Annotated in this window: 13 protein-coding genes and 1 tRNA gene; 12 read left to right on the top strand and 2 right to left on the bottom strand. The window is 71.9% G+C overall.

Going from position 1 to position 13803, the window contains the following annotated elements; genetic code table 11:
* Position 1: 1 nt before the first annotated feature.
* The 7 genes from serA (at position 2) to H563_RS14705 (ending at position 7125) form a co-directional block, all read left to right on the top strand.
* Positions 2-1594, top strand: coding sequence for a phosphoglycerate dehydrogenase (gene serA / locus H563_RS0103165; protein ID WP_022881164.1), 1593 nt, complete (start codon positions 2-4; stop codon positions 1592-1594).
* A gap of 11 nt (positions 1595-1605) precedes the next feature.
* Positions 1606-2448 carry a PhzF family phenazine biosynthesis protein gene (locus tag H563_RS0103160; protein ID WP_022881163.1) on the top strand — a complete coding sequence of 281 codons (843 nt, stop codon included), beginning with the start codon at positions 1606-1608 and terminating at the stop codon, positions 2446-2448.
* Between the two features lie 99 nt (positions 2449-2547).
* Positions 2548-2946, top strand: a complete 399-nt coding sequence (locus tag H563_RS0103155; protein WP_155864971.1) for a hypothetical protein — start codon at positions 2548-2550, stop codon at positions 2944-2946.
* A 25-nt stretch (positions 2947-2971) separates the two neighbouring features.
* Complete coding sequence (locus H563_RS0103150; RefSeq protein WP_022881161.1) at positions 2972-4018, top strand: 3-isopropylmalate dehydrogenase; 1047 nt, start codon at positions 2972-2974, stop codon at positions 4016-4018.
* Positions 4019-4033: 15 nt separating this feature from the next.
* Positions 4034-5155 carry a branched-chain amino acid aminotransferase gene (locus H563_RS0103145; protein WP_022881160.1) on the top strand — a complete coding sequence of 374 codons (1122 nt, stop codon included), beginning with the start codon at positions 4034-4036 and terminating at the stop codon, positions 5153-5155.
* Positions 5152-5934 (top strand): fumarylacetoacetate hydrolase family protein, encoded by a 783-nt coding sequence (locus H563_RS0103140; protein WP_022881159.1) that lies wholly within the window; start codon positions 5152-5154, stop codon positions 5932-5934. The genes H563_RS0103145 and H563_RS0103140 overlap by 4 nt, the downstream gene beginning before the upstream one ends.
* A gap of 225 nt (positions 5935-6159) precedes the next feature.
* Positions 6160-7125 carry an Ltp family lipoprotein gene (locus H563_RS14705; protein ID WP_022881158.1) on the top strand — a complete coding sequence of 322 codons (966 nt, stop codon included), beginning with the start codon at positions 6160-6162 and terminating at the stop codon, positions 7123-7125.
* Between the two features lie 90 nt (positions 7126-7215).
* On the opposite strand, the gene H563_RS0103130 is transcribed toward H563_RS14705, so the two are convergent.
* Positions 7216-8259 (bottom strand): aminotransferase class V-fold PLP-dependent enzyme, encoded by a 1044-nt coding sequence (locus tag H563_RS0103130; protein ID WP_022881157.1) that lies wholly within the window; start codon positions 8257-8259, stop codon positions 7216-7218.
* A gap of 82 nt (positions 8260-8341) precedes the next feature.
* On the opposite strand from H563_RS0103130, the gene H563_RS0103125 reads away from it, so the two are divergent.
* From H563_RS0103125 to H563_RS0103105, 5 genes are all read left to right on the top strand, one after another.
* Positions 8342-9313, top strand: coding sequence for a LysR family transcriptional regulator (locus tag H563_RS0103125; protein ID WP_022881156.1), 972 nt, complete (start codon positions 8342-8344; stop codon positions 9311-9313).
* Positions 9314-9325: 12 nt separating this feature from the next.
* Entirely contained in the window at positions 9326-10843 is a 1518-nt protein-coding gene (gltX, locus tag H563_RS0103120; RefSeq protein ID WP_022881155.1) for a glutamate--tRNA ligase, read from the top strand.
* On the top strand, positions 10824-11732 hold the full coding sequence (locus tag H563_RS0103115) for an NAD(P)/FAD-dependent oxidoreductase (protein WP_022881154.1): 909 nt from the start codon (positions 10824-10826) through the stop codon (positions 11730-11732). Before gltX ends, H563_RS0103115 begins: the two co-directional genes overlap by 20 nt.
* A 90-nt stretch (positions 11733-11822) precedes the next feature.
* Positions 11823-11894: transfer RNA gene (locus tag H563_RS0103110), tRNA-Gln, on the top strand.
* Between the two features lie 137 nt (positions 11895-12031).
* Complete coding sequence (locus tag H563_RS0103105) at positions 12032-12250, top strand: hypothetical protein (protein ID WP_022881153.1); 219 nt, start codon at positions 12032-12034, stop codon at positions 12248-12250.
* Here H563_RS0103105 and H563_RS14700 read toward each other — a convergent pair whose 3' ends face one another.
* Positions 12251-13564, bottom strand: coding sequence for a glycoside hydrolase family 6 protein (locus tag H563_RS14700; RefSeq protein WP_081416098.1), 1314 nt, complete (start codon positions 13562-13564; stop codon positions 12251-12253). It abuts the gene before it with no gap.
* Positions 13565-13803: the final 239 nt, after the last annotated feature.

The following is a 13803-nucleotide window of genomic DNA, read 5'->3' as shown; positions in this document are numbered from 1 at the left end:
CATGTCGAACCCGGTCGTGCTGATCGCCGAAGAACTGTCCCCCGCCACGGTCGAGGCCCTCGGCCCCGACTTCGAGGTCCGTTCCGTCGACGGAACCGACCGCCCCGCGCTGCTGGCCGCCCTGGCCGACGCGAACGCCGTGCTGATCCGCTCCGCGACCAAGATGGACGCCGAGGCGATCGCCGCCGCGCCCCAGCTGCAGGTCATCGCCCGCGCCGGCGTCGGCCTCGACAACGTCGACATCGCCGCAGCGACGACCGCCGGGGTCATGGTCGTGAACGCGCCGACCTCGAACATCATCTCCGCCGCCGAGCTCACCATCGGCCACATCCTGAGCCTCGCCCGGCACATCCCCGCCGCGCACGCGTCGCTGGCCGCGGGGGAGTGGAAGCGCTCCAAGTACACCGGCGTCGAACTCTTCGAGAAGACGCTCGGCATCATCGGCCTCGGCCGCATCGGCACCCTCATCGCTCAGCGCATGCAGGCCTTCGGCGTCAAGGTGGTCGCCTACGACCCGTACGTCTCGGCCGCCCGGGCCCAGCAGCTCGGCGTCGAGCTGCTGCCGCTCGACGAGCTGCTGGCCGCGAGCGACTTCGTCACGATCCACATGCCGAAGACGCCCGAGACGACCGGCATGATCTCCACCGCGCAGCTGAAGCTGATGAAGCCGACCGCCTTCATCGTCAACGTCGCCCGCGGCGGCCTGATCGACGAGGCCGCGCTCGCCGAGGCGCTGAAGGCCGGCACGATCGCCGGCGCCGGCCTCGACGTGTTCACCAGCGAACCGCCCAAGGACGACACGCTCACCTCTCTGCCGAACGTCGTGGTCACCCCGCACCTCGGCGCCTCCACGGACGAGGCGCAGGAGAAGGCGGGCGTCTCGGTGGCCCGCTCGGTGCGCCTCGCCCTCGGCGGCGACCTCGTCCCCGATGCGGTGAACGTGGCGGGCGGCGTGATCGACCCGTTCGTGCGCCCCGGCATCGGCCTGGTCGAGAAGCTCGGCCAGGTGCTCGCCGGCCTCGCCGGCAAGGAGGCGCTGACCAGCCTCGAGGTCGACGTGCGCGGCGAGCTCGCCGGCTACGACGTGAGCGTGTATCGCTTGGCCGCCCTCAAGGGCTACTTCAGCAACATCGTGAGCGACCGGGTGTCGTACGTGAACGCGCCCCAGCTGGCCGAGCAGCGCGGCATCGAGGTGGCGCTGACGACCGCGGACGAGAGCCGCGACTACCGCAACCGCACCACCCTGCGGGGCATCCTCGCCGACGGCTCCGTCGTGCAGGTCGCGGGCACCCTGTCGGGCACCAAGATGGTCGAGAAGATCATCGGCATCGACGGCTGGGACATCGAGGTGCCGCTCGACCGGCACCACGTCGTCATGGTGTACGACGACCGCCCCGGCATCGTCGCCGTCTACGGTCAGGCGTTCGGCGAGGCGCAGATCAACATCGCCAACATGCAGATCGCGCGCGACGCTGCGGGCGGCAAGGCGCTGTCGGTGCTGACCGTCGACTCGCCGGTGCCCGCCGAGCTGCTCGATCGGGTGCGCACGACGATCGCCGCGGACCGCCTGATCGAGATCGACATCACCGAGTAGCGGGCACACGGATGCCTCGCCTGCGGCGCTACACCGAGGCCGACGTCTTCGGACGCCAGCCCCTGCGGGGCAATCCCGTCGCCGTGGTCGTCGACGCCGAGGGGCTCGACGACGGCGCGATGCAGCAATTCGCGACCTGGACGAACCTCTCCGAGACGACCTTCCTGCTGCCGCCCCAAGCCGAGGGCGCCGACTACCGGGTGCGCATCTTCACCCCGGGCGGCGAGCTGCCCTTCGCCGGGCATCCGACGCTCGGCTCCGCGCACGCGTGGCTCGAGGCGGGCGGGGCGCCCGCGCGCGAGGGCGTCGTGGTGCAGGAGTGCGGCATCGGCCTCGTCACGCTGCGGCGGGACGGCGAGGTGCTGTCGTTCGAGGCGCCCGCGCTGCGGCGCTCCGGCGCGGTCGACGAGGAGCTGCTGCAGGAGGCATCCGTCGCCCTCGGCATCGACCGCAGCGCGATCGTGTCGTCGCAGTGGGTGGACAACGGGCCCGGCTGGTTCGCCGTCGAGCTCGCGACCGTCGACGAGCTGCTCGCGCTCGAGCCGCGCTTCGACGCGTTCGGCGAGCACGGCGTCGGCGCCTTCGCACGCTATCTCGACGGCGACGAGCGCGCGATCGAGGTGCGGGCGTTCATCCCGCAGCTCGGGGTGACCGAAGACCCCGTGACCGGCTCGCTCAACGCGGGCCTGGCGCGCTGGCTGATCGAGTCGGGCCGGCTGGCCGCGCCGTACCTCGCCGGGCAGGGCCACGCCATCGGCCGCGACGGCCTGGTGCACGTATCGCTCGACGACGCGGGAACGATCTGGGTCGGCGGCGGCACCGCCACCGTGGTCGCCGGCGAAGTCGCCCTCTAGCCCGGTTCTCCCCAGCCCGTCGCCGCGCCCGGCTCGGCTTTTCCCCAGCCCCAGCACGAGTCGCCCGGGGCGGTTCGCAAAATGCGTATTTTTCGCAGCGTGCGCGAGCTGAGTTCTACCTGGGTTTCACGGCATTGGGCGGCCACCGCCGATGCCGCCTCCCGCGCGCCCGTCGTGGTGAGGAACCACCAACGGCGGCGCGTCGTCATCATGGACGAGGAACTGGCCGTCGCCTTCCTGAAGTGGTACCGCCAACAGGCGCCGCCGCACGATGCCGTGGAGGAGGCGGCCGCGGCGCTCGAGGAGCAGCAGGCCCGCACCGCCGACGAGCGGGCCGTCAAGCTGTTGCGCGCCAAGTTCAAAGCGCGCATGCCCAAGATCTGGACGGAGGCGCACCAGTCCATCGTGCAGGGCGAGGTGCCCGCCGACCGGGCCCAGTTCGAGGCGGTGATCGCCGAGTACGCCGATATGGAAGAGCCCTGGTGGGCCAACTGGTAGCGCGTGCGCCGATAGCCTGGACGACATGCCACGCACCATCGAACTCGCAGTCATCCCCGGCGACGGCATCGGACCGGAGGTGGTCGCCGAGGCGCTCAAGGTGCTCGACGCGGTCACCGCCGGCGAAGACGTCACCTTCGCCAAGACCGAGTACCGGCTCGGCGCCGGCCGCTACCTCGAAGACGGCCAGGTGCTGCCCGACGACGAGTTCGAGCGGATCAAGGGCGCCGACGCCATCCTGCTCGGCGCGGTCGGCGGCGTGCCGGGCGACCCGCGCCTCAAGGATGCGAACATCGAGCGCGGCCTGCTGCTGCGGCTGCGCTTCGAGCTCGACCACTACGTGAACCTGCGCCCGACGACGATCTACCCGAACGTGAGCAGCCCGCTGCGGGAGCCCGGCGACGTCGACTTCGTCGTCGTGCGCGAGGGCACCGAGGGCCCGTACGCGGGCAACGGCGGCATCATCCGCGCCGGCACGCCGCAGGAGATCGCGAACGAGGTGTCCGTGAACACGGCGTTCGGGGTGGAGCGGGTCGTGCGGTTCGCCTTCGCCCAGGCATCCGCTCGCCGCGGCAAGCTCACGCTCGTGCACAAGACCAACGTGCTCACCCACGCCGGCTCGCTGTGGCGGCGCACCGTCGACCGCGTCGCCGCCGAGTTCCCGGACGTCGCCGTCGACTACCTGCACGTCGACGCGGCGACGATCTTCCTCGTCACCGACCCGGCCCGCTTCGACGTGATCGTCACCGACAACCTCTTCGGCGACATCCTCACCGATCTCGCCGGCGCGATCAGCGGCGGCATCGGCCTCGCGCCGTCGGGCAACATCAATCCCGACGGCACCTTCCCGAGCATGTTCGAGCCGGTGCACGGCTCGGCGCCCGACATCGCCGGACGGCAGCTCGCCGACCCGACGGCGGCCATCCTGTCGGTCGGCCTGCTGCTCGACCATCTCGGGTTCACGGATGCCGCGGCCCTGGTCTCCGCCGCCGTGCGAGCCGACCTCGCCACCCGCGCCCCCGGCCGCTCCACCGCCGAGGTGGGCGACTCGATCGTCCGCCTGCTCGGTTAAGGTTTCATCATGCCCATGTCGCTCCCGCTCACCGACGTCACCGCGCAGCAGTTCGAGGTGCTGCGCAACCCCGCTCCCCGCTCCGACGAAGAGCGCGCCGAGATCCTCGCCGCCCCGGGCTTCGGGCAGTTCTTCACCGACCACATGGTCGAGATCCACTGGAGCGAGCGCGGTTCGTGGCACCGGCCGCGGGTGGAGCCCTACGGCAAGATCTCGCTCGACCCGGCGGCGGCAGTGCTGCACTACAGCCAGGAGATCTTCGAGGGGCTGAAGGCGTACCGGCATGCGGACGGCTCGATCTGGAGCTTCCGGCCCGACCAGAACGGGCTGCGCCTGCAGCGCTCGGCCCGGCGCCTCGCCCTTCCCGAGCTGCCGGTCGAGTTGTTCCTCGAGTCGCTGAAGCAACTCGTCGCGCAGGACGCCGCCTGGGTGCCGGGGGGCGGCGAGACCAGCCTGTATCTGCGCCCGTTCATGTTCGCGGCCGAGGCGTTCCTCGGCGTGCGCGCGGCGCGGAAGGTCTACTACTTCGTGATCGCCTCGCCGGCCGGCAGCTACTTCAAGGGCGGCGTGAAGCCGGTCTCGATCTGGCTCTCGACCGAGTACGCGCGCGCGGCCCACGGCGGCACCGGGGCGGCGAAGACCGGCGGCAACTACGCCGCGAGCCTGCTGCCGCAGCAGGAGGCGTACGAGCACGGATGCGACCAGGTGCTCTTCCTCGACGCGCTCGAGGGGAAGTACCTGGAGGAGCTCGGCGGCATGAACATCGTGCTCGTGAAGAAGGACGGCACCCTGCTCACCCCCGACTCCGACAGCATCCTCGCCGGCATCACCCGGGATTCGCTGCTGCAGCTGGCCGCCGACCGCGGCCACGCGATCGAGCGGCGGCCGATCACCGTCGACGAGTGGCGCGAGGGCGCCGAGAGCGGTGAGATCGTCGAGGCGTTCGCCTGCGGCACGGCCGCCGTGGTCAGTCCGATCGCGCAGCTGAAGGCAAAGGACTTCACCATCGGCTCGCCCGACGCCCCGGCCGGCGAGCTCACCATGTCGTTGCGCAAGGAGCTCACCGACATCCAGTACGGCCGCGCCGAGGATCGCCACGGCTGGCTGTACCGGCTGGATGCGGAGGCCTCGCGATGAAGGTCGGCCGGTTCAGCCACGAGGGCGCGCTCGCCTACGGCGTGCTCGACGAAGAGGCGCAGGAGTGGGTGCTGCTCAAGGGCGACCCGATGTTCGCCGGGTACGACACGACCGGCGAGCGGGCGAAGATCACCGAGGTCACGCTCGTCGCCCCGGTCATCCCGCGCTCGAAGGTCGTCGGCGTCGGCAAGAATTACCACGACCACGTCGCCGAGATGAAGAGCGTGACCGGAGGCGACGCGCCCAAGGAGCCGCTGCTGTTCCTCAAACCGAACACCGCGGTGATCGGCCCGAACGAGCCGATCGTGCTGCCCGCGATCTCGCAGCGGGTCGAGCACGAGGGCGAGCTCGTCGCCGTGATCGGCAAGGTCGCCAAGAACGTGCCCGTCGAGAAGGCGCTGGACTACGTGTTCGGCTACACGATCGGCAACGACGTGTCGGCGCGCGACCTGCAGGTCGGCGACGGCCAATGGGCCCGGGCGAAAGGCTTCGACACCTTCGCGCCGCTCGGCCCTGTGATCGAGACCGAGTTCGACCCGACGGATGCCGCGTTGCAGGTGCGCGTCAACGGCGAGATCCGGCAGGACGGCAACACCGGCGACCTGATCTTCGGCATCCCGCAGATCATCGCCCACGCCTCCGCCGCGTTCACCCTGCTGCCCGGCGATGTGATCATGACCGGCACGCCCGCCGGCGTCGGCCCCCTCGTCGCGGGCGACACGGTCGAGGTCGAGATCGAGGGCCTCGGCATCCTCCGCAACCCGGTCAAGGCTTCCTAGCCCCCGCCGGTCGACTCGCCGCGCAGCCCCTGAGATCGCCGGTCGACTCGCCGCGCAGCGGCGAATGGAGACCCGCCGGTCGCGCCGGTCGACTCGCCGCGCAGCGGCGAATGGAGACCCGCGAGCAGTTGGCACGTGAAGTGGGGGACGTGCGAAAAACACTCTGCGCGTAGCGTTTTCAATGCATTTGCTTAGCAACAAGCAATGTGTATTCGAAAGGCAGCAATGAGTCACACCACCCCCGTCGCCGGGCCGCCCGCACCGCAAGCACCGGTGCCCGAGGTTCCGCAGGCGCCGGAACCGAAGAAGTCCAAGGCCGTGCTCGGAACCTGGGCGGTTGTGCTCGGCGTCGTCGGCATCGTCTTCGCGCTCATCCCGCACGCTGCGGGCTTCGGGATCTTCCTCGCAGCCGTCGGCATTCTGCTCGGCGGCATCGGCCTGCTCCGCAAGGGGCGCCGCGTCCGCGCCGGCACCGGCCTCAGCATCGTCGCCCTCATCCTCGGCATCGTCTTCCTCAACGTGTACAGCGGCGAGGCGGCAAGCGATTCCCAGACGGATGCGGCCGCGACCGGCGCCTCGGCCGCGTCGGCAGCGCCTGCAGCCGAAGAGAGCGGCTCCGCCGCCGAGTCCGGCACTTCGAGCGCGCCGAAGGCGACCTCCGCCGCGAAGGCGACTTCTGCACCGAAGGCGACCTCCGCCGCCAAAAAGGCGAAAGCATCCGGCACCGCTTCCCAGTTGCAGGCGCTCACCGCCGCCGAGGCCTATCTGTCCTCCGGCATGGGCTTCTCCGAGCAGGGGCTGATCGACCAGCTGTCATCCTCGAGCGGCAACGGCTTCGCTGCAGCCGACGCACAGTGGGCCGTGGCGAACAGCGGTGCCGACTGGAATGACCAGGCGGTCACCTCCGCCAAGTCGTATCTGTCCTCCGGCATGGGCTTCTCCGAGCAGGGGCTGACCGATCAGCTGACGTCGTCCGCCGGCAGCAAGTTCACCGCCGCGCAAGCCCAGTACGCGGTGGCGCACTCCGGTGCCGACTGGAACGCGCAGGCCGTGGCCGCCGCGAAGGGATATATGTCCTCCGGAATCGGCTTCTCGCGCACTTCTCTCATCGATCAGCTGACGTCGTCCGCCGGCAGCAAGTTCACCGCCGCCCAGGCCAGCTACGCTGCGGACCAGGTCGGGCTGAACTAGCACGACACGAGCCACGAGCGCCCCGCGGCGAGGTTTCGCGGGGCGCTCGCTCGCTTCGAGGCGGGAAGAGGACAGGCTCGGCCCGAGGGACTACCGCACCGCGTCGACGACGCGGGCGACATCGCGCTCGTCGTTCCACAGGTGGAACGCGACCCGCACGTTGCCCGCGCGGCCCGACGCCACCAGCCCGGCGGCGGTGAGCGCCGCGAGCGCGCGGCCGTCCGGGTCGGCCCAGGTGATGATCGCCTGGCCGCGCTGCGGCAGACCGAGCGCATCGCAGAGCGCGTCGCCGAGTCCGGCGTCGTGGGCGTGCACCGCTGCGGCGTCGACGTCCGCGAACAGCTCGAGCGCCTCGGCGGCGCCCACCCAGGCCTGCCAGGCGGGGGAGACGTCGAACCGCCGGGCGTCGGCTGCGAGCTCGATCGAGGGGCCGTAGCAGGAGTCCCACACCGCCTCGCCCGCGTACCACCCCGCCTGCACGGAGGGGATCAGCGGCAGCATCCGATCGCCCACCGTCATCAGGCTCGCCCCGCGCGGCGCGCACAGCCACTTGTACGCGTGGGTCACGGTCACGTCGGCGCTGCTCGCGTCGAAGGGCAGCCAGCCGGCCGACTGGGTCAGGTCGACGAGCGTGCGGGCGCCGTGGCGAGCGGATGCCTCGAGCACCGCCTCGACGTCGGCGATCGCCCCGCTTGCCGACTGCACGAGCGAGAAGGCGACCAGCCAGGTGTCGCCGGCGACGGCGTCGGCCAGCCGTTCGAGCGGCACGTGCCGCACCCGCACGCCCCGCGCGGCCTGCTGCACGAAGGGGGTGACCACCGAGCTGAAGTCCCCGTCGACGCAGAGCACCTCGGCGCCGTCGGGGACGCCGGCGGCCACCTGGGCGACCTGCACCGAGACCTGCGACCCGATCGCGACCTGCCCGGCGGGCACGCCGACGAGCCGGCCGAACGCGGCGCGGCTGCGGGCGATCGCCTGCTCGTACCGCACCGCGGTGGCGCAGCCTGCGCCCCACAGCTCGAGGTCCTCGGCCAGCGCCCGCCGCACGCGCGCGGCGCCGAGGCCCATGGTGCAGGCGGAGAGGTAGCCCGTGTCGGCGGCGAATTCGGCCCGGGCGTCGGCGAGGGGGATCACCGCTCCAGCGTGACGGACCGGCAACACATCACACAAGAACAGCACCCGCATGGAATCCATAACGCGACGTTATAATCGCGGCATGACCCTCGTCGCCGACGACCTTCCCGAGCTCGACGCCCAGACCCTGCGCATCATCGGCGCGATCGCCGAGCACGGGTCGATCACCGCCGCCGCGGCGGCGCTCGGCTACAGCCAGCCCGCCATCAGCCAGCACCTGCGCCGCGCCGAGCAGCGGCTCGGACTGGCGCTGGCCGAACGGGTCGGCCGAGGCGTGCGCCTCACCGAGGCCGGTCAGGTGCTCGCCCGGCATGCGCGCGCGGTGACGACCGCGTTCGACGCGGCGGCCGGGGAGCTCGCCGACCTCGCCGGGCTGCGCAGCGGGCGGGTGCGCCTCGTCGGCTTCCCGACCGCGTCGGCGACGGTCGTCCCGCGGCTGCTGCAGGCGCTCACCTCGGCGCATCCCGGCCTCACCGTCAGCTACGTGGAGGACGAGCCGCCCGAGGCGGTCGAGGCCGTGCGCGCCGGCACCGCCGACCTCGCCGTCACGTTCAGCTACCCGGGCGACCGGGTGGATCCGCACCGCGACAGCGCGCAGGGGCTCGCCGTCGAGGCGCTCTGGCGCGACGAGATGCTGGCGGCCGTGCCATCCGATCACCCCGTCGCCTCGTGCCGGGCCGTGCCCGTGCGCGAACTGGCCGCCGCGGCGTGGATCGCCGGCTGCCCGCGCTGCCGCGGCCACCTGCTGCAGGTGGCGCAGGACGCCGACTTCGCCCCGCGCATCGCGTACGAGACCGACAACTTCGCCGCCGTGCTCGGCATGGTCGCCGCAGGCATCGGCGTCGCGCTCGTACCGCAGCTCGCGCTGGCGACCACGCGCGTGCCCGAGGGCGTGGTGCTGCGGCCGACGACGAACCGCGATCGGCGCACCATCCACGCGGTCACGACGGATGGCGCGTCCAAGGTGCCGGCGATCGCGGCGGCGCTGCACGCCCTGGCCGCGCTCGACGTCGCCCCGCTCCGGCTGGAGAAGCGGCGGGACGCCGCTCGGTAGACTTCGGGGCGTATGTCTGACACGGCCCCGTACCCCTTCTCGACCGCGACCGGCGCCGAGGTGCGCGTGCGGTTCTGCCCCTCACCGACCGGCACCCCGCACGTGGGCCTCATCCGCACCGCGCTGTTCAACTGGGCCTACGCCCGGCACACCGGCGGCAAGCTGATCTTCCGCATCGAAGACACCGACGCCGCCCGCGACTCGGAGGAGAGCTTCCAGCAGATCCTCGACGGGCTCGGCTGGCTCGGCATCGATTGGGACGAGGGCGTGAACGTCGGCGGCCCGCACGAGCCCTACCGGCAGTCGCAGCGCTACGACATCTACCGCGACGTCGTCGCGAAGCTGCTGGAGTCGGGTCACGCCTACGAGTCGTTCTCGACGGCGGAAGAGATCGACGCCCGCAACGACGCCAACGGCAGGCCGCGCGCACAGGGCTACGACAACTACGACCGCGACCTCACCGATGAGCAGAAGGCCGCGTTCCGCGCCGAGGGGCGGCAGCCGGCCATCCGCCTGCGCGTGCCCGACGACGTCGACTTCACCTTCACCGACCTGGTGCGCGGCGAGATCACCCTCCCGGCCGGGTCGTTCCCCGACTACGTGCTGGTGCGGCCCAACGGGCATCCGCTGTACCCGCTCGTGAACCCCGTCGACGACGCCCTGATGCAGGTCACCCACGTGCTGCGCGGGGAGGACCTGCTGCCGTCGACCGGCCGCCAGATCGCCCTCTACCGCGCGCTCATCGACGTCGGTGTCACGACGTTCATCCCGCAATTCGGGCACCTGCCGACGGTGCTCGGCGAGGGCAACAAGAAGCTGTCCAAGCGCAACCCCGAGTCGAACCTGTTCCACCACCGCGACCGCGGATTCATCCCCGAGGGCCTGGACAACTACCTCGCGCTGCTCGGCTGGGGCTTCTCGGCCGACTGCGACGTGTTCTCGCTCGAGGAGATGGTGGAGAAGTTCGACATCGTCGACGTGAATCCCAACCCGGCCCGCTTCGACCTGAAGAAGGCCGAGGCGATCAACGGCGACCACATCCGCATGCTCTCGGTCGAGGACTTCGCGCAGCGCACCGTGCCGTACCTGCAGGCCGCGGGCGTGCTCTCCGACCCGCCGACCGAGGCCGAACTCGGGGTGCTCGCCCAGGCCGCACCGCTCGTGCAGGAGCGCGTGCAGCTGCTCGGCGAGACGCCGGGCATGCTGGGCTTCCTGTTCGTCGAGTGGGGCGCGCTCGAATACGAGGACGACGCCCTCGCGGCGCTGCCCGCCGGCGCCATCGAGGCGCTCGCCGCCTCGATCGTCGCCCTCGAGCAGCTGACGAGCTGGACCCACGAGGAGATCGAGGTGGTCCTGCGCGCCGCGCTGATCGACGGCCTCGGCCTCAAGCCGCGCGTCGCCTTCGGCCCGCTGCGCGTCGCCGTCTCGGGCCGCCGCGTCTCGCCGCCGCTGTTCGAGTCGCTCGAGATCCTCGGCCGCGACGAGACCCTCGCCCGCCTGCGGAAGCTGCATGACCGACTCGCAGCCTGACGTCGTCGTGATCGGCGCGGGCCCGGCCGGTCTCACCGCCGGGCTCAACCTGGTGCGCGCCCGGCGCCGCGTGCTGATGGTCGACACCAATCGGCCCCGGCACGCTCCGACCCTGCACTCGCACGGCACGCTGGGGCTCGACGGCATCCCGCCGCTCGAGCTGCGCAGGCTCGGCCGCGAGCAGTTCCTCGCCTACGACGGCGCCGAGCACCTGACCGGGCGAGTCACCTCGGTCGGCGCCCGTCTCGAGGTGTCCATCGAGGGCCTGCGCGGCGCCGCCGACCGCACCGTGCGCCCGCGCGCCGTGCTGGTGGCCACCGGCCTGTCGGAGCAGCTGCCCGCCGTCGCCGACCTGCGCGCCTACTACGGCACGGCGCTGCACTCGTGCATCGAGTGCGACGCGTTCGAGAAGACCGGGAAGTCGGTCGCGCTGATCGGCTCGAGCGACGACCTGGCCGAGAGGGCGCGCGAGATCGCGCACTGGTCGCCGGATCTCGTGGTGTTCACGAACGGCGCCGAGGTCGTCTCGGCCGACGAGGAGGCGCGGCTCGCCGCGCGCGGCATCACGGTCGAGCGCGAACCCGTCGTGGCGATCGAGGGCGAGCGGGCCACCATGACCGGCGTGCGCCTCGCGTCGGGGCGGGTCGTCGCGCGCGAGGCCGGCTTCGTGGTGCCGACGTGGGTGCCGCAGGTGGGCTTCCTTGCGGGCACGGATGCCTCGCGCGACGCATCCGATCGCCTGATCGTCGACGCCGGGTTCCGCACCTCCGCGCGGGGGGTGTACGCGGCCGGCGACGTGATCTCGCGCGAGCCGATGCAGATCGCCGTCGCGGCGGGGGAGGGCGCGGTCGTCGCGCGTACGATCCACCGCGATCTGCTCGACGACTGACAACACGCCCGGCGGCCCCGTGCCGATTTCAGGCAGCGCGTCCGCATCGGGTATCGTGGTCTCTCGGCCCGGTCTTCGGGTCCACCGCCCTGGGGTATGGTGTAATTGGCAACACGGCTGATTCTGGTTCAGTTGTTCTTGGTTCGAGTCCAGGTACCCCAGCACTGTGTTGAGACAGTAACGAACCGAGGTTCGATAGCAAAGGCCCGAGAAATCGGGCCTTTTCTGTTGCCTGGGTGAACGCGGCGTTCCGCCCTAGGCGCGTGTCGCGCGGCGGTGCGGGTACCGATGTCAGCGTTATGAGCACCCTGAGGAACACCATCACATCGGCATTGGCGGTCTGCGCCCTCGCGGCGCTCGCCGGCTGCTCCACCGGCAGCGGCAACAACAAGGAGCCGTTCGTCGCCACGGATTCGCCCACCGCCGGCACCCCGACCGAGTCGTCGACCCCGGAGCCGTCGACGCCGACTCCGACCCCGACGGTCATGAGCGGCAGCCCGGCGACGACCGCTCCGTGATCAGCTGACGGCGCGGTTGCGCACGAGGCCCAACGCAGCCTGCGGGAACCAGGTGCCGGCGCCGGGGTCCTGCACGCCCCAGAGCGGGTCGAAGGTGCTGCGGGCGGCATCCGTCGTCGGCCAGCCGGAGGCCGAGTAGGCGGTGTAGTCCCACGCGCGCACCCCGCCGGCCGCGTCACACCGCCCGTCGGAGCTGCCGGGCGTCTTGACCCACAGGTACGCGTCGACGAGCGCGGGGCCGGGCTGCGCCTGCGGGGTCGCGCCGAGGCCCGCGTGGGGCGCGTTGCACCATGCGCCGGAGCGCAGCGTCGTCGTGACCGCGGCCGACTGGTCGTAGGGGGCGGAGGCGTACGCGTCCCAGTCCTCGGCCGCGCCGCCGTTGCGCGAGGTGTCGATCACGACGTGCGCCGTCGGCGTCGTCGTGCCGAGGCGGGCGGCGTACCACGCGTCGACGGTCGGCCAGGTCGACGGATCGGCCATGTTCGCCGGGTAGTACTGGCTCGGGCAGTCGGCGTACGCGCCGGCGTGCGCCGGCAGGGAACCGTAGGCGAGGCAGTCGGAGACCCAGCGGCCGTAGGCCGCCTGCTGCGCGGTCGGCAGGTAGTTGGAGACGTTGAGGAAGAGGCCCTGGGCCGCGGCGACGCCCGCCTGCGCGAGGCGCTGCGCGGCGATGCCGACCTTGAGCCAGTTGCTGTTGGTGCCGTCGAGATAGACGGCTGCGCCCGGCTGCTTCTCGAGCCGCGCGACCGCCGCCTTGAGCATGTACAGGCGGGCCGAGTCGCTCGGGCCGGTGTAGCTCGTGCCGCACGAGGAGGGCAGATTTCCGAGGCTGTCGGGCTCGAGCAGCACGATCGCGTGGGCGCTGCCGAGGCCGCTCGACAGCGCGCCGATCCACCCGGCGTACGCGGTGCCGTCGGTGGCGCCGCCGGCGGAATAGTGACCGCAGTCGCGCCCCGGGATGTTGTAGGCGACGAACACCGGCACGCTGCCCGCGGCCTGGGCCGCGGCGACGGTGGTGCGCACCGTGTTGTAGACCTGCGACTCAGTGCCGCCGGTCAGCCACACGGCCTGCGGCGTCGCGAGCATCGCGGCGAGGCCCGACGCATCGGATGCCTGACCCACGGCCTGCAGCTGCGCCAGCTGCTTCTCGGCGGCGGCCATCGGCGCCTTCACGTAGAACTGCGTGCCGGCCGCGGGGGAGCGGCCCGTGGTCGCCGCCTGGGCGGCGCCGGCCGACTGGGGGCCTGCGGCGAGGCCACCGGCGAACACGGCGACGGCCGCCGCCACGGCGAGGGCAGGGAGGAGTCTGGGCATGGGGGTACTCACAAGGCGCAAAGGGAGGAGGGCCGCGACCGCGGCGCAGGAAGGCGCATCGCCCGGCGCGGGGCGCCAGGGGCGCGATGCCCGTCGAGCATAGGCAGGCGGCTTCGGCGGCCATCATCCCCAGAGCTCGGGGCACCTGAGCGGGGGCGCGTCGGCCCTCAGCCCGCCCCCGCGCCGCGGGTACGACGAAGCCGCCTCCGGCTGGGGCACCCCCAATCGGCCCCAGACGG

Origin of the sequence: Gryllotalpicola ginsengisoli DSM 22003 (genome assembly GCF_000419445.1) — a bacterium.
GTDB lineage: Bacteria > Actinomycetota > Actinomycetes > Actinomycetales > Microbacteriaceae > Gryllotalpicola > Gryllotalpicola ginsengisoli.
This window is presented reverse-complemented; position numbering and strand designations above follow the sequence as displayed.